At 60.6% G+C, this 21,390-nt stretch carries 17 protein-coding genes; 4 read left to right on the plus strand and 13 right to left on the minus strand.

Going from position 1 to position 21,390, the window contains the following annotated elements:
• Positions 1-8: 8 nt before the first annotated feature.
• The 6 genes from ligD to HGK27_RS07570 form a co-directional block, all read right to left on the minus strand.
• Positions 9-2,519: a DNA ligase D gene (ligD, locus tag HGK27_RS07545; protein WP_206242927.1), complete on the minus strand. Its 2,511-nt coding sequence runs from the start codon at positions 2,517-2,519 to the stop codon at positions 9-11.
• A 1-nt stretch (position 2,520) separates the two neighbouring features.
• Positions 2,521-3,384: a non-homologous end joining protein Ku gene (ku, locus tag HGK27_RS07550; protein ID WP_206239970.1), complete on the minus strand. Its 864-nt coding sequence runs from the start codon at positions 3,382-3,384 to the stop codon at positions 2,521-2,523.
• Positions 3,385-3,448: 64 nt separating this feature from the next.
• Positions 3,449-4,054, minus strand: a complete 606-nt coding sequence (locus tag HGK27_RS07555) for a flavodoxin family protein (protein WP_206239971.1) — start codon at positions 4,052-4,054, stop codon at positions 3,449-3,451.
• Positions 4,055-4,221: 167 nt separating this feature from the next.
• Positions 4,222-4,821 carry a PqiC family protein gene (locus tag HGK27_RS07560; protein ID WP_206239972.1) on the minus strand — a complete coding sequence of 200 codons (600 nt, stop codon included), beginning with the start codon at positions 4,819-4,821 and terminating at the stop codon, positions 4,222-4,224.
• A complete protein-coding gene (locus tag HGK27_RS07565; RefSeq protein ID WP_206239973.1) occupies positions 4,818-6,458 on the minus strand; it encodes a PqiB family protein in 1,641 nt (546 codons plus the stop codon). The genes HGK27_RS07560 and HGK27_RS07565 overlap by 4 nt, the downstream gene beginning before the upstream one ends.
• On the minus strand, positions 6,455-7,708 hold the full coding sequence (locus HGK27_RS07570) for a paraquat-inducible protein A (protein WP_206239974.1): 1,254 nt from the start codon (positions 7,706-7,708) through the stop codon (positions 6,455-6,457). The genes HGK27_RS07565 and HGK27_RS07570 overlap by 4 nt, the downstream gene beginning before the upstream one ends.
• 205 nt (positions 7,709-7,913) lie before the next feature.
• Here HGK27_RS07570 and HGK27_RS07575 point away from each other — a divergent pair, with 205 nt between their 5' ends.
• The 4 genes from HGK27_RS07575 (at position 7,914) to HGK27_RS07590 (ending at position 14,919) form a co-directional block, all read left to right on the plus strand.
• Positions 7,914-8,849, plus strand: a complete 936-nt coding sequence (locus tag HGK27_RS07575) for a YncE family protein (RefSeq protein WP_206239975.1) — start codon at positions 7,914-7,916, stop codon at positions 8,847-8,849.
• 325 nt (positions 8,850-9,174) lie between these two features.
• Positions 9,175-11,130 (plus strand): hybrid sensor histidine kinase/response regulator, encoded by a 1,956-nt coding sequence (locus tag HGK27_RS07580; RefSeq protein WP_206239976.1) that lies wholly within the window; start codon positions 9,175-9,177, stop codon positions 11,128-11,130.
• Between the two features lie 83 nt (positions 11,131-11,213).
• Positions 11,214-13,682 carry a hybrid sensor histidine kinase/response regulator gene (locus HGK27_RS07585; protein ID WP_206239977.1) on the plus strand — a complete coding sequence of 823 codons (2,469 nt, stop codon included), beginning with the start codon at positions 11,214-11,216 and terminating at the stop codon, positions 13,680-13,682.
• A gap of 112 nt (positions 13,683-13,794) precedes the next feature.
• The gene (locus HGK27_RS07590; protein ID WP_206239978.1) at positions 13,795-14,919 is read left to right on the plus strand and encodes an extracellular catalytic domain type 1 short-chain-length polyhydroxyalkanoate depolymerase; all 1,125 of its coding nucleotides are present in this window, start codon (positions 13,795-13,797) and stop codon (positions 14,917-14,919) included.
• A gap of 161 nt (positions 14,920-15,080) precedes the next feature.
• Here the strand turns inward: HGK27_RS07590 and HGK27_RS07595 are convergent, their stop codons facing one another.
• The 7 genes from HGK27_RS07595 to cyoA form a co-directional block, all read right to left on the minus strand.
• On the minus strand, positions 15,081-15,518 hold the full coding sequence (locus HGK27_RS07595; protein ID WP_206239979.1) for a hypothetical protein: 438 nt from the start codon (positions 15,516-15,518) through the stop codon (positions 15,081-15,083).
• Between the two features lie 219 nt (positions 15,519-15,737).
• Complete coding sequence (locus HGK27_RS07600) at positions 15,738-16,631, minus strand: SDR family oxidoreductase (RefSeq protein WP_206239980.1); 894 nt, start codon at positions 16,629-16,631, stop codon at positions 15,738-15,740.
• Positions 16,632-16,861: 230 nt separating this feature from the next.
• Positions 16,862-17,032 carry a hypothetical protein gene (locus tag HGK27_RS07605; protein ID WP_206239981.1) on the minus strand — a complete coding sequence of 57 codons (171 nt, stop codon included), beginning with the start codon at positions 17,030-17,032 and terminating at the stop codon, positions 16,862-16,864.
• Positions 17,033-17,130: 98 nt separating this feature from the next.
• Positions 17,131-17,517: a cytochrome o ubiquinol oxidase subunit IV gene (gene cyoD / locus HGK27_RS07610; RefSeq protein ID WP_206239982.1), complete on the minus strand. Its 387-nt coding sequence runs from the start codon at positions 17,515-17,517 to the stop codon at positions 17,131-17,133.
• Complete coding sequence (locus HGK27_RS07615; RefSeq protein WP_206239983.1) at positions 17,514-18,200, minus strand: cytochrome c oxidase subunit 3; 687 nt, start codon at positions 18,198-18,200, stop codon at positions 17,514-17,516. Before HGK27_RS07615 ends, cyoD begins: the two co-directional genes overlap by 4 nt.
• Positions 18,197-20,200 carry a cbb3-type cytochrome c oxidase subunit I gene (locus HGK27_RS07620; RefSeq protein ID WP_206239984.1) on the minus strand — a complete coding sequence of 668 codons (2,004 nt, stop codon included), beginning with the start codon at positions 20,198-20,200 and terminating at the stop codon, positions 18,197-18,199. The genes HGK27_RS07615 and HGK27_RS07620 overlap by 4 nt, the downstream gene beginning before the upstream one ends.
• A complete protein-coding gene (gene cyoA / locus HGK27_RS07625) occupies positions 20,197-21,132 on the minus strand; it encodes a ubiquinol oxidase subunit II (RefSeq protein ID WP_206239985.1) in 936 nt (311 codons plus the stop codon). The genes HGK27_RS07620 and cyoA overlap by 4 nt, the downstream gene beginning before the upstream one ends.
• Positions 21,133-21,390 lie beyond the last annotated feature (258 nt).

Genomic DNA, 21,390 nt, shown 5'->3' on the forward strand with positions numbered 1-21,390 from the left:
CGCCAGTTCTACACCTCTGGCAGGGGCTGGTCGGCAAAGCCCCAGCCTTTGAGCGCCTTGCCTTGCGCGCGCTCGATCAGCGCTGCGGCATCGGCGATGGAGAAGGGATGGGCATGGTCCATGCCGTCCAGCTCGTCCCAATCGATGGGCACGGCTACAGGGGCACCTTCTCTGGCGCGGGCGGAATATGGCATGACCGCGGTGCTGCCGCGCTGGTTGCGCAGCCAGTCGATAAAGATTCGGCCCTTGCGCTTGGCCTTGCTCATGGTGGCGGTAAAGCGGGCGGGTTCGCTGAGCGCCATGGCTTCGGCGAAGCGTTTGGCGAAGTCCTTGTGAGCGTCCCAGTCATGGACGGGACGCAGGGGGACGGTGACATGCACCCCCTTGCCGCCCGAGAGCAGCGGAAAGCTGACCAGCCCCAGATCCGCCAGCTGGCGGCGAATGTCATTTGCGGCCTTCTTGACTTGCGCGAAATCCAGCCCCTCATCCGGGTCGAGGTCGAAGATCATGCGGTCGGGCTGTTCGACATCCTGCGCGGTGGAGGCCCAGCCGTGGAATTCGATGGTGCCCATCTGCACGCAAGCCAGCAGGCCCTGTGCCTCGGTGAGGTAGAGATAGTCCTCGGCACCGCCGTCCTTTTCGGTGATCGGCACATGGAAGACATGCTCTCCAAAGGAGCCGCTGTCGTGCTTCTGGAAGAAGCATTGCTTGGCCCGGCCCTGCGGGCAACGCACCAGGCTCAAGGGACGATTAGCGGCAAAAGGCAGCATCAGCGGAGCGATGGCCTGATAATAGGATGCCAGATCGCCCTTGGTCTGCCCGCTTTCGGGGAACAGCACGCGGTCCGGGTGAGTGATGGCGATGATAGGGGGTTCGGGTGCGGGCTGGCTGGTTTCGGGTTTGACATCGCTGGCCTTCTTGTCCTGACGCAGCCCCACGAAGCTGGCATGGCGCACACGCCCCTCGGCGGTGAACTGGGCAAAACTGACTTCGGCCACCAGTGCGGGGCGGAGCCAATGGGCGCCGCGCGTCTCGGCACGGGGGACCTCTGCTGCCGCTGTCTTGCGGGCGAGGGGCTTCATGGTGCGTGCCAGATCGGCCAGCAGGCTGGTGTCGAAGCCGGTGCCGACCTTACCCTTGTAGGTCAGCGTCTCGCCTTCCCACTGGCCCAGCAGGAGGGCGCCGAAGGGCCGGCCCTTGGCGGGGCTCTCCGTCCAGCCGAGGATGACGAACTCCTGCCGCAGCGTGCATTTGATCTTCAGCCAGTCACGGCCGCGTGTCCCGCGATAGGGGGCGTCTATGCGCTTGGCGATGATGCCTTCCTGTCCCGCCCGGCACATGGCGGTCAGCAGCGCCTCGCCTGAGCCGATCACATGGTCGGCGACATGGAGGGGCGGCTGGGCGTCGGCGAGCAAGGCCTCCAGCCGTTCCTTGCGCTCGATGTTGGGCAGGGGTTTGAGATCTTGCCCCGCAAGGCGCAGCAGGTCGAAGGTGAAGAAGGCCATGGGGGCCTGCCCATCGCCTTTCAACGATGCCTGCAGGGCGGAGAAGTTGGGGTTCCCGTTGCCGTCCAGCGCGACGATCTCGCCATCGATCAGCGCATCGGGCAGGTCGAGCCCCGTCAACGCTTGAGCGATGGCCGGAAACTTCTCCGTCCAGTCGAGGCCCGAGCGGGTGAACAGCCGCACCGTCTGCCCGGCAACGGCGGCAAGAATGCGATAGCCGTCGAATTTGATCTCATGCATCCAGGCGTTGGAGGTCGGCACGCTATCGACCAGCGTGGCCAGTTGTACCGGCTCGAAAACGGGCGGGCCTAACACCTTGTGCAATGTAGGCGCTTTGGCCTTCTTGCGGTTATGGGTTTCGGCCTGCTGCATCACCTGCGCGAAAGCCTTGCCCTTCTTGCCCGCCAGCGATTGCGTGCCCCCCGTATCCGCTGCGATCTGGGCCATACTGCGCGCGGTTAGCACGCTGATGAGGTTGCGCTCGACCAGCATGTCGCCTTGCCCGGCATGGGCATCCTGCACCTTGCGCAGCAGCCAGTTCTCGCGCTTCTCTTTCCCGCGCGGCTTCATGCGGACCAGCAGCCATTCGCCGTTCATCCGCTCGCCGAAGAGGTGGAAATGGAGGTGGCCCGCTTCGATATCCTTGGCGCTCTTGCCCTCCACCGGCGCCCAGTGTCCCTGATCCCACAGCATCACCGTGCCGCCGCCATATTCGCCTTTGGGGATGTTACCCTCGAAATGGGCATAGGACATCGGGTGATCTTCCGTCCGCACGGCAAGGCGCTTGTCGGCGGGATCGACGCTGGGGCCGCGCGTGACAGCCCAGCTTTTGAGCACACCATCGACCTCCAGCCGGAAATCCCAATGCAGGCGCGTGGCATCATGCTTCTGCACCACGAAAATTGGGCCCTTGCCATCCGCGGCCCGCGCCAAGGCCTCATCGCCGGCAGGCTCGCTGGTGCGGGAGAAATCGCGCTTGGCACGATAGGGTTTGAGCGGATCGGCGCCCGCCATGTCAGGCACGCTTGCGCTTTAGCGCTGCCTTGCGCGGCTTGCTCGCAGTCGGCTTTTTCGGGGGTGCCTTCTCCCCGCCACCTACCGACTTCTTCAACGCCGCCATCAGATCGATGACATTGCCGCCCTTGGCGCCGCCCGGTTCCTCCACATCCTCCAGAATGCGTTTGCCGCCCTTGGCCTTGCGCTTCTTCTCGATCAGGCGGTGAAGCGCATCGATGTAATGGTCTCGGAAGGCCTCGGGCTTGAAGGGATGGGTCTTCTTCTCGATCAGCGTGGTGGCCAGTTCTATCAGATCCTCGCTGGGATCGCCGGTAGGCAGGTCTTTGAACTGGCTGGCCACCTTGGCCACCTCATCGGCATAGCGCAGCACCTCCATGATGAGGCCCTTGCCGCAGGGCCGTACCGAGACAAGCTGCTCGCGCCCGCGCACCGAAAGCTGGCCCAATCCGGCCTTGCCGGTTTGCCGCAGCGCCTCGCGCAGCACGACATAGGCCTCCTGCGCCAGATCGTCGGCGGGCAGGATGAAATAGGGCTTCTCGTAATAGAGCACATCGACCGCGCCGTTCTCGACAAACTGCACCAGTTCCAGCGTCTTGCGGCTCTCGATTTTGACCGCCTCGATCTCTTCCTCGTCGAGCAGCACGTACTCGCCCTTTTCGACCTCATAGCCTTTGAGGATCTCGTCGCGGTCCACCGGGCCCAGACCGGGCACGACCTTCTCGTAGCGCACTCTTTTGCCGCTGGGCTCATGGATCTGGTGGAAGCTGATGGCCGCGCCCGAGCGCGTGGCAGGATACACCTCCACCGGGATCGACACCAGCGCCAGCCGGATCTGTCCTTGCCAATATGCGCGTGCGGCCATGATACACCTCCGCAGAGGAAAGTGTGGTGGAGCGGGCCTGTTCCGCGCCGCGAAAGTGCAAGCGCTAACCGGGGTAGGGGTTCGCCTTCAGAAGTCCCGCCAGATGTGCCGCATTTCCGGCGAGCATCCTGGCGGTTTTGGTGATGACCTCAGGCGTGTGAGGAAGGTCCTTGAAATCCTGCGATCCCATAGCCTCTCCGACCCAATAGCAGACAGCGACAGCCGGGATCGTCCAGCCCACATCATTAAGAGCCTGAAAGAATTGAGCGGAGCTGAAATGAGCGCCGTCTTCGTTCCCGACGATAGCAGCGACGGCCACCTTGCCATAGCTTGGCATACGGCCCTTTTCATCGGTTTCGCCCAGGAACGCATCCATGCGTTCGAGGACCCGTTTGGCAACGCTACTGATCTGGCCCAGCCAGATGGGACTTCCGAAAATGACGATGTCATGAGCCAGGATTTTGTCGCGCAGGGCAGGCCAGTCGTCGCCGTCACCCTCATCCGAACTGACCCCCGGACGAATTTCCAGCGCGGCGACCCTCACGGTTTCTGTCAGCACGACGTCTTTCTCTGCGAACGCAAGGCTGAGAACCCCTATCATCGCGTGCGTGGACGAAGCCTGCTGAGGATCGGGCTTGAGAGTGCAATTGAGAGCGAGTGCCTTGAGCATGGGCCTTCTCCAGTCGATCAAGCGGGTTCGCGCCCTGACGAATGTCATCAGCGGTGGGAAACCCTTGAGGTGTGGGGTAACTGGAGGACGACACGTCGACCGGATTTCTTTGTTCCGCCCCGCGCCACGCTGTTGCGATGAGGCGAAACCTAGTTACTCCAGAGCGCCTATTCGCTTGATCGCACCGGTGGTGCCCCCATCGATACGATCGTATCCGCGACCTCGCCGAGCATCGAAGAATAGTCTGCTGCCGATTGCGACGGGCTCTGGTTCTCAGCATGGCGGCGGGTGAAGTGTGCCTGACGGCGGATGACACCTGCTTCCCCGTCCGTGCCCATGGTGATGAGTACTTCCATCGTGGTGTCGGCTGAAGCGGTGGTCAAGTCCAGCAGCGTCACATCGACGCGTCTTACGCCCTTGGTGGCAGGACTATCGGGTGGCAGCACCATCGCGGAGGGAAGGCGTGCGATCAGGTCGCGAAGCAGGGCATCCCGGGCCAGTGAACCGAGAGAGGCCGACCAATGATATTGATCCTGAAGCTGGAGTTCGGTCGGTGAGGTCGCCAGGGCAAATTCCAGGCGGTCAATCGAAGCGGGAATGTGGACCGCCGTTACCCTGAGCGGCGGCCCGGCATAGGCAGGGTCTGGTCTCATGGCAGGCGGGGCCAGATCCAGCGCGAGAAGGTGGGTTTGTGGGCTATGGCCGCAACCGCCCAACATGAACAGGCCGGCCATGGTGATGACCAGTGTGATAGCATGCCTATTCATTTCGCGGTCTCCCTGTTTCTGTGGCCGTCCTTGCTCTTGCCGCGGATAAGGGCCTCGGGATGCCGGCCCAGATAGTCCGTGAGAGACCGGATGGACCGCGACATTTCGTTGAGCTGACGGATGGTTTCGGGCAAACCTTCGCCCTGGTTCGCGCCTTCGCCGGTGAAGGTCGTGCGCGCTGCAGCGGCTGCAGCATCCAGCCCGGACGCCGTGGCGTTCAGCTTATCCATCAGCGGTCCCACCTTTGGTTTCACCTGCGTGGTGATGTCACGGACATTGGCGGTGAGCGCCTGCACATTGTGTCCGATCTGGTCGAGCGGCATGCGATTGATCTTGGTGACGATCTGGTCGACCTTCGTCATGATGTCATCTGTGGTGCTGCCGTTCTGGTCGCTGACGGGCACGGCGGGATATGGCCAATGCCCGAAATCAAGTGTGCCGGCGCCCGAGCGGGGATCGCGGACGATGGCGATGCCATGCGCGCCCACCAACGGCGGGGTCTGCGTCAGTTTCGCGCGATAACCCAAGTGTAGCAGACGCGAAACAGCGGCGTCCATGGCGCTTCGCCAATCCTGGGGATGGGCGTTCGCAGGCGGCGTAATGCCGAACTTATGGGCGTAAAGCTGAATGGTCGCCAGGGTGAAGGGACCGCCTTGCGGATCGAAGAGGAGGCGTGAGGATCCGACCTCACCCACCTGATACCCCATCAAGGTGACCGGAGTTCCCTTGGCCATATCACCCGCGTCGCCATGAAGAATGAGGGCATAGGGCATTTCGGGCCCCGGATCGCCTTGCTGGGCCGTGCCCTGATCGTCGAACAGCGTGAGCATGGTTCCCGCGGCAAGCGGCGGATTGTCACGGTCTTCGTCGGGCAGGTCAAACTGGATCGCGCCCTGAAGCAGGCTGGCTGGGGCCAGCTCCGTCGACAGGCCGCCACCGCCCAGCTTCACTTTTAACGGGCTGGCTGTCCAGAACTCGGAGCCCTCGCGGATCAGGCGGTCGAACGGCGCGTGGATCCAGATGGCGATGCGGAACCGGTCCGTGCCGTCCATCGTTGTGTCGGTGACTTTGCCGATCTCCAGCCCGCGATACCGGATCGAGGCGCCGCGCACGAGTGTGCCCAGCATGCGTGACATCAGCACAAAATTCTTTCCCCTCGCACCAAAGGGAATAACGGGCGCCTGATCGAGACCGGTGAAGTGGCGCGCCGGTCTGCCCGCGCTGCCCGGTTCCATCCCGATGGCAACGCCGGCTATGGCGGCCTTGACCGATTGCAGATCGGCGATATTCGGGTTCGCGCCGATCATCCAGAAACGAGCCTGATCGGTCAGGGCGGGTTTGACACGGTGATCGAGATGAAGCGTCAGTTCGACATGGCGATTGTCAGGCGCGATGCGGACCGCTGATACCCTCCCAACCTCGACACCATTGTCCAGCACCTTGGTGTCCCCGGGGCTAACCCCGTTGGCGCTTGCAAAGATAACCGTAACGTCGGTGCCCCGATTGGCCAAAGCGCTCAACCCAAGATAGGCAACCACCAGAAGCGCGGCGACAGGCACCGCCCAGACCAGGCCCGGCCAGCGCCTTCTGATGACACGGGCAGTCGGTATGGCGGGGGTGTCCTGGTCGTCGCTCAAGTCTTGGTCTCCGGGGTGTGGCGGGCGGCATCCCACATCAGGCGTGGGTCGAAACATTTGGCTCCGATGATCGTGAGGACAACCACCAGCGTGAAGGGCAAGGCAGCAGGCCCCGCACGCCCGTAGATCAACGCGTTATAGCCCATGACCGGAGCGAAGCAGCCGATCACGAAAGGATCGACCATCGACCAACGGCCGATTTCGTCCACGATGCGATAGACCCGGGTCTTGGCGACCAGTCGCTTGTTCGAGCGGCGCAGGACCGAGGCGACGCACCAGCTCAATCCTGCCAGCTTCAGCGCGGGGATCAGGAAACTGGCAATGAAGACGATGGCGGCGAGTGCCCACAGTTTGGCGTCAACCAGATCGATCACGCCCTGAAACACCGTATATTGCATGGGTTTGCCACCAATTGGCAGCGTGGCGAGAGGGTAGAGGTTGGCCGGAATGTAGAGCAGGAGACCGGCCAGGGTCAGAGCAACCGTGCGGCTGATGCTTTCCGCGAGGCGGCGCGTGACCCATGATCCGCAACGCGGGCAATGTTGCCGTTCGCAGTCTCGTGGCAGCACCAGTTCGCAGGTGTAGCAGGTGATGTCATCGGGCGATGGCGGAACCAGCGGGTCGGGGTAGATGCGTTGCCATATGCCCTGCTCATCAAGAACGGCGCGCAGGAAAAGCGACAGGATGCCCGCAGCGATGAAGCAAAGCGCTCCGATCCCGATATGCGTGGTGATGGATGAATTGAGCCGCGCATAGGCGATAGCAAGGCCCAGAAGGAACACGTCGGGCATCGCCCAGGTCTGAAGCTCGGTCGCAACCCGAAAGAGTTGCCCAAGCCAGCGAACCTGTCGTCCCAGCTCGAGCATCGTCAAGACTGCCGCAAGCGCTGCAAAGCGCACGAACGGGAAAAGTACGGCGAAGAGAAAGATGAAGCCTGCCAACAGAGGCCAACTGTCTTGCGCCATCACCCGCGCTGCGGAGGCCAGATGGCTGTGCCGGGAAATCCCGAGGATCGAGGTCGAGAGAAAGGTTTGAAAGTTCCCGGGGATCAGGAGAAGCAACACTGCAAGCGACAGGGCAAGTGCCGCACGCTGGCTGCGTCCCCGCCCTTCTTTGAGCGTCCCTCCGCACTGCGTGCAAGCCACTTCATCGCCATGAGGGATGCGTTGTTGCAAACCGCAATCGAGACAGGACGTCAGGCGATCTCCGCCCTGATCACCCCTCTCGTGCCCAGCGATCGCCTCTTCCAAATGTTTCCCCCTCAGCTGAACGAGCTTTCGTTCAATCAGGCTGTTAGACGCCGGAAATGGGCCAATGTTCCACGGTCTTGCTTAGGCGCAGTCCAGCGCCATCTTTTTGTTCCCTCGCGGATCGCGAAACCCAGCTTGCTTCAAATGCATGGATCGCACTCGGCGCAGGAGAATTTCATTCTGAGCAGCAGCATCGGAGGCTTGGATGAGTTTCGTTCCACGCGGCATCGTGGCCGTTGATAAACAGGGCGACCGCCTTCTCTTTCTCGACCCGGGAACGCTCGAAACGGTTGCGGAAATCACGGCGATGCCGCCGTTGCCGCATGAGCTGGTACTGTCCCCTGATCGGGAAAGGGCTTACGTTCCGGCCTATGGAGACGGGGTGCACGGTGACAACGCCCATCCCAATCACTTCATTTCGGTGATTGATCTTCAACGCCGCTGCCTTGAGCGAAATATCGACCTCGCCCCGCTGGAGGCGCCCCATACCTTGCGGTTCGGGCCGGAAGGGCTGCTCTATGTCGCGTGTGAGAACAGTGGTGCTGTCGCGGTTTTCGATGTGAGAGAGGGCAGACTTCTCGGGAAGATACCCACCGGTTCACGCAACAGTCACCGTTTGGTCATTCTCCCCCGGAGCGGCCTTATCTGCACCGATAATGAGGAGGATGGCAGCATGTCGGTGCTTGGTCTTGGCGATCACAGCTTTCGAGGGAAAGTAGCACTACCTGCGGCACTGGCGGGGATCGCGGCTCTGCCTGATGAGAGCATGATCTTCTGTACTGTTGCCACAAGTCCCCAACTGTGGTCGGTGGCTATGAACGGAATGCGTGTGGGGCGGCCAATATGGCTGAGCGGTCATACCAGAGGCGCTCAGGTCGTACGTGTCAGCCCGGACGGTAGCTTGCTGCTGGTGATCGGGGACCATGAACCCGTTATCACGCTGCTCGAGACCGGATCAGGGCGGCAGCGCAGCGTTAAGGTTGGCACCAAGCCGATGGACGGAGCCTTCCATCCCGATGGCCGAACTTTTCTGATCTGCAATGAGGGCGAAGGCACCCTTGCGGAAATCGACCTCTTGTCAGCACGCGTTATCCGGACTGTCCCGGCGGGCAAAGGATGTGAGACGTTGGCCTATTTCTGATTGAGTGGGATTTCGACAAAGTTGATCTTCTTCTCCAAGCTAACCGCTGGTGCGCTGCCGCGGTTTGTTCCTGTCGGAGACTAACCGAAAAAGGGGATTGGAACAGGTTGGTGGCCCCGTCGTATCGTCACCTGTGAAGGGTTGACTGGATGCCGCGCAGGCGCACGAGCATCACATGGCCCGACCATGGCTTGAATGACGGGGGATGCACGGACCGATGGGCACCGGCTTGAACATGAAAGAGTTGACGGCTGCTTTTGCATGGGAGGACACGCCTCTGGGATCCATGGAGAGCTGGTCGGGTTGCCAGAGGTCGATGATCGACATGATGCTCGCGTCCGGGCACGCCATGTGCCTTGCCTGGGGGCTGGAGAAGATCTTTTTCTACAACGATGCTTACGCGCCGATGCTTGGCGAGCGCCATCCCGCCGCGCTGGGAATTCCGTTTCGCGAAGCCTGGCCGGATGTGTGGGATGAGATCGGGCCGCTTGTCGACCGCGTCTATGCCGGGGAGACTTTGACCTTCGAGAACCTGCCTCTGGTCATGACCCGCAAAGGCTATGCGGAGGATACATGGTGGAGCTTTTCCTACTCGCCCCTGCGTGACGAGAGCGGATTGGTCTGCGGTCTTCTGAATGTGACCACGGATGTATCGAGCAATTTTCGCGTCGAGCAGGCTGAGCGTGAAAGAGACGAGGCCAATGCCCAGCTCAGCACCAATGAAGACCGCCTGCGCGCGCTGGTCGATGCCAGCTCTGATGTGCTGTACACGATGAGCCCGGACTGGAGCGAGATGCGTGCTCTCGACGGTCGCGGATTTATCGCAAACACGGACATGCCGACCATCCGCTGGATCGAGGACTATCTCTATCCGGACGACCGGGGCGAGGTGCTGGAAGCGATCAGCCGGGCTGTCGCGGAGAAGAGGCCTTTCGAGCTGGAACACCGCCTCTGGCGCGCAGATGGCAGTGTCGGCTGGACGTTCTCGCGCGCGGTGCCGGTTCTCGACAGTGCGGGCGAGATTGCCGAGTGGTTCGGCATGGCCGCCGATGTGACGGCCCGACGTGAAGCCGAAATCATGCTCAAGCAGCTTAACGAGACGCTTGAACTCAGGGTGCATGAGCGGTCTCGCGAGCTGATGGAGGCCGAGGACCGCGTGCGCCAGATGCAGAAGATGGAAGCGATCGGTCAATTGACCGGCGGCGTGGCTCACGATTTCAACAATCTGCTGACGGTCATTCGCGCTTCAGCCGACCTTTTGCGGCGGGGCGAGTTGGCCCCCGAGAAACGCAAGCGCTACATCGACGCGATTTCCGACACCGCTGATCGAGCCGCCAAGTTGACCGGGCAGCTCCTGGCCTTTGCCCGACGTCAGGCACTTCGGCCCGAGGTGTTTGACGCAGCGGAGCGTGTGGGGGCCATCGCGGACATGCTGCGCACAGTTGTGGGATCGCGCGTGGATCTGAAAGTGGTGCCTCGATGCGGCGCGTGCTTCATCGAAGCGGATTCCAGCCAGTTCGAGACAGCCCTGGTCAATATGGCGGTCAACGCCCGCGATGCCATGGATGGTGAGGGGCAGCTGACGATTGTTGTCGAGGCGGTCGATGCCGTTCCGGCGCTGCGCGGACATGCCGGGGTCGATGGCGGTTTCGTGGTTGTCTCCGTCACCGATTCCGGAACCGGCATTCCCGAGGAAAAGCTGGGCAGGATTTTCGAGCCCTTCTTCACCACGAAGGAGGTCGGCAAGGGGACGGGGCTTGGGCTTAGCCAGGTCTATGGCTTCGCCAAGCAATCGGGCGGAGAGGTCGACGTGCTCAGCAAGACGGGGGAAGGCGCGACCTTCAAACTCTATCTTCCGCAGGTCGAGGCGTCAGCTGCCGAGGGTCAGTCTCGTGCGGAAGAACCGACGGATTTCTCGCAGGGGACAATCCTGATCGTCGAAGACAATGAGCAGGTCGGGGAATTCGCTTCGCAGCTCTTGCATGATCTGGGTTACGTCACGCGCTTTGCGGGCAATGCCCGTGAGGCTCTGGCGATCCTTGCCGAAGAAAGCGATACGATCGACATCGTCTTTTCCGATGTGGTGATGCCTGGCCAAAGCGGGGTCGATCTGGCTCGCGTGATCCATGAGCGTTGGCCGGCGATGACCATCGTTCTCACCAGCGGTTACAGCCACGTCCTGGCCCAGGATGCACGCCACGGCTTCACTCTCCTGCATAAACCCTATTCGGTCGAGGAATTGTCTCGAGTTTTGCGTCAGGCACGAAAGCCGAAGGTGTGAAGCGTCATTGGCGCGAGGTTTATGGACCGATCAAGGCTGCGGGTTGTTAGACTCTCAACGCTTTGTCTTTTCGTTGGACCAGTATGATCTCCGAAGTGTTCCGTGACCCTTCCACCTTGCCCTCCGATCTGCGCTTTCTCGCAGGCGGAGGCGAGGCTACGCGTCTCATCCTGGCGCGTGATTGGGCCACCCACCCGCTGGGCCCACCTCAGCACTGGCCCGAAGGACTGAAGGCAACCCTAAGCACAGTTCTCAATTCACCTGAATCTATGATCCTGTGCTGGGGGCAGGAGCAACTCACATTCTTTTTCAATGAAACATATTTCCCTCTGCTGGGGCCGCGTCTGTCGTGGGCGATGGGGGCGCCTTTCGGACAGGTCTGGGCGGATGGCTGGGAACAGGCGAAACCCATCATTGCAGATGCCTTCGCTGGCAGGAGCCGTCGCTTCAACGATCTTCCCTGGAAGCTCGATACCGATCGCGGCGCGGCAGAGACCTGGTTCACCTTTTCCTACTCGCGGGTGCTCGGACCAGACGGCGAGGTAGCGGGGCTTTTCATTTTCACGAATGAAACCACAGAGCGTGTTCTGAGCGATGCCGCGTTACGACGCAGCGAGGAGCGTTTGCGGCTGGTGATCGAAGGAGCGAAGGACCACGTGATCTTCACCACCGATCTTTCCGGGACGATCGAGACTTGGTCGGCCGGGGCGGAAAGCGTTTTGGGCTGGAAATCAGTGGAGGCCATCGGGAGGCCAATGGGGCTGATTTTTACGCCGGAGGACCGCGTGCTTGGCATCGATCGTCAGGAGATCGAGATCGCTGCAGCCAAAGGATCTGCCCGTGACGAGCGCTGGCACCTGCGAAAGGACGGCACGCGTGTATTTCTCAATGGTTCTGTTCATCCGCTCGTCGCCGATGAGCATGCCGAGCATCGCGGTTTCATCAAGGTCGCTCGCGATGACACCGAACGCTGGCATGCGCGTCAGAAGCTTGAGCAGGACAAGGCCTCGTTGGAAATCGAGGTCGCCCAGCGTGTCGCAGACCGCAATCTCCTTTGGCAGATGTCGACAGATCTCATGCTGGTTGCCGAATTTGATGGAACGATTGAGGCCGTCAACCCGGCATGGACGACACTGCTGGGCTGGCGGGAGAGCGAATTGATAGGGCGCCCCCTGTTTTCTCTGATTCATCCCGATGATCTGGAACATACCATCGAGGGCGCAGCCGGGATCGCCACAGGGCAGTCTTTCGCCAGTTTCGAAAACCGGTACAGACGGCGGGATGGCAGCCATCGCGACATCAGCTGGGCCGCGGGACCTGGCCAGGGCAAAATTGTTGCCGTAGGCCGCGATGTCACCGAAGAGAGAGTGAGCACCCGTGCGCTGGCCGCCGCAGAGAGCCAGCTTCGCCAAGCGCAGAAAATGGAGGCGGTAGGCCAACTCACCGGTGGTCTCGCTCATGACTTTAACAATCTGCTCATGGGCCTGATGGGCAATCTTGAGCTCCTGCAATCACGTCTGGCTCGGGGCCGCCTTGAGGAAACCGAAAGGTTCATCGTCGCTGCTCAGACAGCGGGCAAACGTGCTGCATCGCTCACCCAGCGCCTTCTGGCTTTTTCACGGCGCCAGACGCTCGATCCACGTCCGACAGACGTGAACCGGTTGATTGCTGGCATGGAGGACATGCTTCGCCGCATGGTTGGCCCTTCCGTTGCTATTGAGGTGGTTGGAGCCGCAGGTCTGTGGCCGGCTATGATCGATGCTGCCCAACTCGAGAGCGCGATTCTTAATCTGTGCATCAACGCGCGTGATGCCATGCCTGACGGTGGGCGGCTGACAATCGAGACCGCCAACAAATGGCTCGACGATCGCGCGGCGCGCGATCGTGACCTACCTGCCGGGCAATATCTTTCGGTCTGTGTAACCGACACCGGCACGGGGATGACGCCGGAAACGATCGAAAGGGCATTTGAGCCGTTTTACACGACCAAACCGATCGGCAAGGGTACTGGACTGGGTCTATCGATGATTTATGGCTTTGCACGTCAGTCGCATGGCCAGGTACGGATCTATTCCGAGATCGGTGAGGGCACGACGATCTGCATTTACCTTCCCAGACATCTGGGTGAGGCTGATCAACCCGAGGAAGAAGAAGTGGTCGCGATTGCAGCGGCTGACGCGGTCGCCACTGTGCTGGTGGTCGACGATGAGCCGATGATCCGGCTGTTGATTGAAGAAGTTCTGGATGAGCTTGGCTACACCGTCATCGAGGCGCCCGACGGCGCAACAGCAATCAAGGTCCTGCAGTCCGGGGCGCGCGTCGAGTTGCTGATCACGGATGTCGGCCTCCCCGGGGGAATGAATGGTCGGCAGGTCGCTGACGCGGCGCGTGAGATCGTCCCCGGCCTCGATGTGCTTTTCATCACCGGCTACGCGGAGAACGCTGCTGTCGGCAACGGGCACCTTGAGCCCGGCATGGAGCTTCTCACCAAACCATTCACGATCCAGTCGCTCACCACGAAGGTGAATGACATGCTGAAGGCAAGAGCCTGAAATCTTTGGCTGCCGCAAATTATTGTGCGCTGCAGCAACCGGGGCCGATGTGAAGCGTTCAATCAGCACAGGGCCTGCCGCACTGTCGGTCGGATCCATTCGGAGCGACCCAATGCCTTCATCCGGTTCTGCCTTTTTCCTTCGCACCCCCGGAAGCAGCGATCCGTTCAAGAATGCGCTGGTAGCGCATGAACGCAGGCTTGAGGCGCTGGAGGGCTTCGGATCGAACCCCGGGAACCTGCTTGGCTGGACATTTATGCCTGAAGATTTGGAGCATGGCGCTCCGCTGGTGGTCGTCCTGCATGGATGCACACAAACTGCTTTTGCATATGATCAGGGGTCGGGTTGGAGCAGGCTCGCGCATGAAAAGGGCTTCGCGCTTTTGTTTCCGGAGCAAAAAAGAGCGAACAATCCAAACCTGTGCTTCAACTGGTTTTCGCCCGTCGATTCCCGACGAGGGTCGGGTGAGCCAGCCTCGATCCATAAGATGATCACCACGTTCATTGAGCGTCACGATCTCGATCCAGAGCGGGTCTATATCACCGGCTTGTCAGCGGGAGGCGCGATGACATCGACCATGTTGGCCACCTATCCCGAGATGTTTGCGGCCGGCGGAATTATAGCAGGTTTGCCGTATGGGGCTGCCCGATCGGTTCAACAAGCTTTGGCCTTAATGCGGGGCGAGATGATCGTGCCGGATGCCGAACTGGCGGATGCGGTTCGCAACGCATCCGGACACGTCGGCCGATGGCCGCGGATCTCGGTCTGGCAGGGAGAGAATGACAGGACCGTTGTCCGAGGCAATGCCGAGCGTATCCTGAAGCAATGGCTTTCTGTCCTGGGGATCGAGGCCAATGCGGCTCACGAAGATGTGGTCGACGGAGCCAATCACCGGCTCTGGAGCAACGTTGATGGAGAGCCGCTCGTTGAAGCCTTTCTCATCCCCGGTATGGATCATGGAACACCTCTTGCGGTAGCAGGTGATCACCCCAGGGGCGTTGAAGGACCATTCATGCTGGATGCGGGCATATCGTCCACCAGACATCTTGCCCGGCAGTGGAGCCTTGGTGAGAGGTCCTCGGCACCCTTGATCGTGTCAAGCAAGCCCTCGCGTCGCCATCAGCGGTCAGCGGTTTCTCCATCTGTCCCGAGGATTTCCCGCAGCGATTCGCTCTCGATTGTCCGTGAACTGAACTCGGCTGTCGGAAAGCTGTTACGGAAAGCAGGTTTAAAATAAGCCTGAAAGCTGTCTGCTGACTGATCGTCAAAGCTTTCGAGAGAAATCGGTTGGAGGTCAAAAAACTCTAGGACCGCCGCAGCGCAGCTCGCCGAAAAGATCAATAGAAAATGGAAATTCTTTTGCCGGTAGCCACAGGAAACTTGGCGGGTTCAAAAAATTCAATCATGTTGGATGAAGGCATGGCCTGATCCCACCTTTTCGTGGGCTGCAGGTCGTTCAGTCCTCTCCGCACTGGAAGGTATGGCCGGACCGGTGAAGAAAATGGGCGGGGCTGATTGCTCTCGTGTGGGCTGATGTCCAGGACCCTCCGCGCGAGGCTCATCAATGCTCGACGGATTTTCGAGTAGCATTGCGATCTCATTGCATAACGTATCGAGCCGGTGTTTGAGATCATTGTTGGACATGTCGCCGATCATCACCATGCCGCCCCGTGACCATTGCCCCATGCCCCCGAGAGCGGGGTGATTGAAATGGGCCTGCTTCCCGCCACCTTTCGAGACCGCATCGATGAGGATCAAGGCAGCATCGCGATCGATGCCTTGTCGCGCAGCAGCGCCCTCAAGAGTCGCGCGTCCTCTGTCGCTGAGTTCTTTCATCGTCATGATCCTTTCCCAAGCCCGGTTTTGTTGCCGTTTTATGGGAAAGCGCTACGCCATAGTCTTGGTTCCCCGCATACCGTCACCTGACTTTCGGATGTATCCGGAGATCGGAAGTTCGAACCGATCTTGGCAATGAAAGAAGGATACGGCGGGACCAGGCGGTCTGGCGGCGCCTCGTGATGAAGCCTCCGCCAGATGGGTCAGGAGAAAGCTCGCCTAGGCAATGCCCGCTCCTCCGGTGACACCATAGACCTCACCGTTGATGAAGCTTCCCTCTTGCGAGGCGAGAAGGACATAAACCGGGGCAATCTCCACAGGCTGGCCAGGGCGCCCAAAAGCGCTCTGCTCGCCAAAGTTCATCACCTTCTCAGGCGGCTGGCCACCGCTCGACTGGAGGGCAGTCCAGAAGGGTCCGGGAGCTACCACATTGGCGCGGATGCCCTTGATGATCATCGTTTTGGCCAAGGCTTTCGTATAGGCAACGATCCCCGCCTTGGTCGTGGCGTAATCGAGCAGAGTGGCGGAAGGATCATAGGCTTGAACCGAAGCGGTCGTGATGATTGCGGCACCCGGCGGCAGGTGGGGGACAGCGGCCTGAGCGATCCAGTGCAAGGCATAGAGGTTGGTCTTGAGCGTCCGGTCGAAATCCTGCGAAGTGACCTGAGAGATATCATCACGGCTTTGCTGGTGGCCCGCGTTGATCACGAGGATGTCCAGACCGCCCAAGCCCTCGACTGCTTTACTCACAAGGCTGGAGCAGAACTCTTCCTGCGTGACATCGCCGGGCAGGGCGATAGCGCGCCGACCCTCCGCTTCGATCAGCGCAATGACCTCACGCGCGTCGGCTTCCTCTGCGTCCAGGAAGGAGATGGCGACGTCAGCACCTTCGCGGGCGTAGGCGATTGCCGCAGCGCGGCCAATTCCGGAATCTCCACCGGTTACCAGCGCTTTTCGCCCCAGAAGCTTGCCTGAGCCTTTATAGCTCTCCTCACCGTGATCCGGTTTTGGTTCCATTTCCCGTGCAAGCCCCGGAACAGGCTGCGGCTGCCGAGGGAAAGGGGGCTTGGGATATTGTCCCCGTGGGTCCTGCATGGTCAGTCGATCGCTCATTGAAATCTCCTGCTATTCGATGCGCAATATGGGCGCCCCAAGGGCTCAACCATCGTCTGGTGCGCAACCTGGTCCCCCGTCGTGTTTTGCGGCGACGAGGTCGTCGCGAAAAAGGCGGGATGCAACGTGGCTCCGGTAAACCTTTGACCTTTTAACCACAGGTTCGCCGGGGACTTGGGCCCTCAGGGCAGCGCTGGGGCGTTGTTAGGTCAAGCGGAATTGATCAGGCACTACTGGCCTTCATGCGTCGCCACATTGGCAGTTTCGCTGTACTGGCTTTGCTCAATATGGCCCAGGTTGCGGCCGATGAAGCCGAACACGAGAATGCAAAGAACGATAATCGCCACCACAATACCTCCGCGCACGCGTCGCTTGGGGGCTGGCTTCAAAGGGTCTTCCATGTCCATGCTCCTGTTGCATTCGGGGGGTGTGTTTTAAGGAAGTTTCTTGGTGTGCGATTGATCCGATCCGGATTGCTTCGCGGTAGCCGTCCCCAAAGTCAGGGTTGCATCTGAGCCTGCATGACAGCGCCCTGAGGCATCATGGTTGAGCTGAGATGGCTCATGATCCAGATCGACCCCAGGACAAGCAGGAACACCACCATCACGCCGAAGGCGAGGGCTAGGACATTGTTGGTGTTGTCCGGTCCAGTCGTGATGTGAAGGAAGAAGGCCAGATGGACTCCCATCTGAGCGATGGCCAGCGCGATCAAGGCCACCGGCACGGCCGGGGCATAAAGGAGATGAGATCGGGCCAGTCCGAACGACGCGGCAGTGAGGATGATGGACAGTCCAAGGCCAATGTTGGCGCTGCGCAGCCAATGCCCCTTTTCTTCTTCCAGCTGGTCGCCGGGGGCGTGGTCGTCGGGTTTGTCGGCGTTGTTCACGAGGCGCCTCCCATCAGATAAACGATCGTGAAAATACCGATCCAGACGATGTCCAGCGTGTGCCAGAACAGGTTGAAGCAGGTCAGGCGGTGAACGATCTGCGTGGTGAAACCCTTTACCTGAACTTGCGCCATCATGGTTCCCAGCCACAACCCGCCCAGACTGACGTGGAGACCGTGAAGACCGACAAGTCCAAAGAAGGCGGTCAGCATACCGCTGCGTTGCGGGGTGATTCCTCGCGCCGCAAGATCGAAAAATTCCTGCGCCTCAAGCAGGACGAAAGCCAAACCAAGCAGGCCGGTGACCGCCAGGAAGATTTGGGTCCACAGGAGGTTCTTGCGGTGGGTTGCGGCAAAGGAAAGCATGCACGTGTAACTGGAGGCGAGGAGCAGCCCGGTTTCCAGTGCTGCCCTGCCAACATCGACGATCTGCGGCATCCTCGGGCCACCAGCCGACGCGCCATGCTGCACGGCAAATGCTGCAAAAAAAGCGGAGAATAGGACAATGTCGCTCAGGAGATAGATCCAGAAGCCATAGCTTACCAGGATGCGCTTGTCGGCGGGGCCTGTCTCGCCCTGACCGGTGCCGGGCAGGGCAGGCACCGGGTCCTTGGCCCGCAGGTCGGGTCTGTTGCGCAGACGATCTGCTGCTTCGTGGCTTGCAGGGAATTGGACGCCGCTCATGCTTTCGGCTCCATCAGCGCCCGGCGCGCCAATTGCCGTTGGTGTTCCGCGGACGCGATCGTCTCCGCAGATACTTCGAATTCACCGGTGTCGCGCCAGGCAAAGATCACGAAACCGGCGAAGGCCGCAATCAGAGCGGCAATGGCCAGCCACCAGATATGCCAGATCATGGCGAAACCGAAGGTGAAGGCGAAAAAGGCCGTGAAGAAGCCGACAGCGCTGTTGCGGGGCATCTCGAACGGCTCGAGTTCCGGAGCATCCCCAGCTTGAGAGGCGGCAAGAGCCTCCTGCTTGCTGCGCCAGTATGCCTCCTGGCTCTCCACACGAGGCAGAACAGCAAAGTTGAAGGAAGGCGGGGGCGATGTGGTGGACCATTCCAGCGAGCGCCCATCCCAGGGATCCCCGGTCGTGTCGCGCAATGCCTCGCGCTGGTGGTAGCTGACGACCAGTTGGGTGATCTGGCAGATCACGCCCGCCAGCAGGATCGCGACTCCCGCCATCGAGATCAGCAGCCATGGCTGCCATTCCGGAAAATCGACATGCTGCAGCCTCCGCGTCATGCCCATCAACCCCAACACATAGAGCGGGGTGAAGGTGACCCAGAAGCCGATGAAGGCCAGCCAGAAGGCAGCTTTGCCCCAGCCCGCATGAAGGCGGTACCCAAAGACTTTGGGGAACCAGAATTCCAGTCCCGCAAAGATCGCGAAGACCACCCCGCCTACGATCACATTGTGGAAATGGGCCACCAGAAACATCGAATTATGGGTGATGAAATCAGCCGGGGGAATAGCCAGCAGCACGCCCGTCAGCCCGCCAAGGATGAAGGTGACGATAAAGCCCATCGACCACAGCATCGGCACCTCGAAGCGCACCCGGCCGCCATACATGGTGAAAATCCAGTTGTAGATCTTCACCCCGGTGCCCACGGCGATGATGCTGGAGGAGATGCCGAAAAAGGCATTCACCGCGCCGCCCGCCCCCATGGTGAAGAAGTGGTGCAGCCAGACCATCATCGAGACCACGCAGATGAACAAGGTTGCCGCCACCATCGAGCGGTAGCCGAACAGCGGCTTGCCCGAAAAGGTCGGGAAAATTTCGGAAAAGATGCCAAAGCAGGGCAGCACAAGGATGTAGACCTCCGGGTGCCCCCAGGCCCAGACAAGGTTGACGAACATCATGGGATTGCCGCCCGCCTCGGCGGTGAAATAGTGCCAGCCCACATAGCGGTCGAGCGTCAGCATCGCCAGCGTGGCCGAGAGGATCGGAAAGGCCGCGACGATCAGGAGGGAGGACGCCATGGCGGTCCAGCAGAACATCGGCATGCGCAGATAGCTCATGCCGGGGCAGCGCATCTTCAACACCGTGGTCAGGATGTTGATCCCGCCGATCAGCGTGCCGATGCCGGAAATCTGCACCGCCCAGAGATAGTAGTCGACGCCGACGCCGGGCGAATAGCCCGTTTCGCTCAGGGGCGGATAGGGCAGCCAGCCGGTGCGCGCGAACTCGCCGACAAACAGCGAGACATTGACCAGCAATGCGCCCGAGGCCGTCAGCCAGAAACCAACCGCATTGAAGGTGGGAAAGGCCACATCTCTCACGCCAAGCTGCAACGGCACCAGAAAATTCATGAATGCCAGCACCAGCGGCATGGCGCCGAACAGGATCATGATCGTGCCATGGGCGGAGAAAATCTGGTTGTAATGCTCTGGTGGAAGATAACCTGTGCCGCCGCCGACAGAAGCCGCCTGCTGCGTGCGCATCATAATGGCATCGGCAAAGCCGCGGAGCAGCATCAGGGCGCCCAGCAGGCCATAGAGAATGCCGATCCGCTTGTGATCCACGGTCGTCATCCACTCGCGCCACAGATAGGGCCACCAGCCCTTGATCGTGGCCAGGGCCAGCGTGCCGAACATGACAAGCAGCAGGACCATGGAGGTTATGATCGGGATCGGCTGATCCAGAGGAATGGCCGAAAGGCTCAGCTTGCCAAGGACGGTCATGGTTTCGAGCCGCCACAGATAGGGCCGCTTGCCGCTTGATGCTGAGATGCAGGGATAGGCAATGTTTGCTTAGCCACCATTTGGAACAGTCCCGGATCCACCTGACGATAGCTGAAGGGAGCGACCTTGCTGCTCGGCCGCAGCAGGCTGGCATAGGCCGCGCGATCAAGGCTGGGACCAAGGCGCGTTGCGCCTCTCGCCCAGGCGTCGAAGTCGTTGCCAGCCAGGCTGCGCACAGTGAAATGCATGTCGGAAAAGCCTTCGCCGGAAAACTGGGTGGAGGCGCCCCACAGCATCGCGGGGTGGTCAGCCTGAAGGTGAAGCTGTGAAACCATGCCGGGCATGGCATAAATCATCGAGCCCAAACGCGGGACAAAGAAGCTGTTGAACACGCTGGCCGATGTGATCGAGAAATGCACGGGCTGCCCGACGGGGATGACCAGTTCGTTGACGACAGCTATGTGTTGCTGGGGGTAAATGAACAGCCATTTCCAGTCGAGGGAGATCACCTCGATCTCAAGCGGAGGCTTCCGGGCCGGGAGGGGGCGAAAGGGATCCAGCCGAATTGAGCCGATCCAGATCAAACCGCCCAACACCATGATAGTCAGAATAGGTATGGACCAGACGACAGCCTCGATCCGTCCGGAAAAAGCCCATTCCGGCCGATAGTCAGCTTTGCTGTTCGAGGACCGGTAACGCCATGCTATCCAGAAAGCCATTGCGATCGTGGGCAGAACGATCGCCAGCATGATCACCAGCGCGTCGATGAAGATCGTGGCATCCCCCTCTCCTACGGGGCCCAGCGGCGCCAATACGCCCTGAGAGCAGGCCGAGAGCGAGAAAACTGCCATGCCTGCCATGGCAAGGCGAATGCCAGCCAGAGTTCCGTAATGGCTGGGATCCGCCGATGACGTCAAAGCGCTGATCCACATGCCATGATCATTGGGTGTTACCGGCGGCGATGCGAGGATGCTGGTTCGGTCTGGAGACACGCTTCGGAGCAAAGCGACCGCTTGCAGCGCAGCGATGGGCCGAGCAGCAATGCGCACGATAAGAAGGGCCGATGACACAGAGAATGATCTGCACCATCATCACTGTCCAAAACATGCCGGCTTCCCGAATTGCGTTCTCTTACAGAAGCTTTCCGGGAGAATGAGGTTCCACCGCCGAGATTTTCTGATGAGAGGTTG

The sequence above is a fragment of the Novosphingobium terrae genome (genome assembly GCF_017163935.1).
GTDB lineage: Bacteria > Pseudomonadota > Alphaproteobacteria > Sphingomonadales > Sphingomonadaceae > Novosphingobium > Novosphingobium terrae.

Coding starts and splice junctions, on each gene's coding strand:
- HGK27_RS07605 (WP_206239981.1), bottom strand. CDS start 17,032: ATGGAAGACCCTTTGAAGCCAGCCCCCAAGCGACGCGTGCGCGGAGGT.
- HGK27_RS07620 (WP_206239984.1), bottom strand. CDS start 20,200: ATGACCGTCCTTGGCAAGCTGAGCCTTTCGGCCATTCCTCTGGATCAG.
- ligD (WP_206242927.1), bottom strand. CDS start 2,519: ATGGCGGGCGCCGATCCGCTCAAACCCTATCGTGCCAAGCGCGATTTC.
- HGK27_RS07600 (WP_206239980.1), bottom strand. CDS start 16,631: ATGAGCGATCGACTGACCATGCAGGACCCACGGGGACAATATCCCAAG.
- HGK27_RS07590 (WP_206239978.1), top strand. CDS start 13,795: ATGCCTTCATCCGGTTCTGCCTTTTTCCTTCGCACCCCCGGAAGCAGC.
- ku (WP_206239970.1), bottom strand. CDS start 3,384: ATGGCCGCACGCGCATATTGGCAAGGACAGATCCGGCTGGCGCTGGTG.
- HGK27_RS07580 (WP_206239976.1), top strand. CDS start 9,175: ATGATGCTCGCGTCCGGGCACGCCATGTGCCTTGCCTGGGGGCTGGAG.
- HGK27_RS07585 (WP_206239977.1), top strand. CDS start 11,214: ATGATCTCCGAAGTGTTCCGTGACCCTTCCACCTTGCCCTCCGATCTG.
- HGK27_RS07555 (WP_206239971.1), bottom strand. CDS start 4,054: ATGCTCAAGGCACTCGCTCTCAATTGCACTCTCAAGCCCGATCCTCAG.
- HGK27_RS07560 (WP_206239972.1), bottom strand. CDS start 4,821: ATGAATAGGCATGCTATCACACTGGTCATCACCATGGCCGGCCTGTTC.
- HGK27_RS07575 (WP_206239975.1), top strand. CDS start 7,914: ATGAGTTTCGTTCCACGCGGCATCGTGGCCGTTGATAAACAGGGCGAC.
- cyoA (WP_206239985.1), bottom strand. CDS start 21,132: ATGTGGATCAGCGCTTTGACGTCATCGGCGGATCCCAGCCATTACGGA.
- HGK27_RS07595 (WP_206239979.1), bottom strand. CDS start 15,518: ATGAAAGAACTCAGCGACAGAGGACGCGCGACTCTTGAGGGCGCTGCT.
- HGK27_RS07615 (WP_206239983.1), bottom strand. CDS start 18,200: ATGAGCGGCGTCCAATTCCCTGCAAGCCACGAAGCAGCAGATCGTCTG.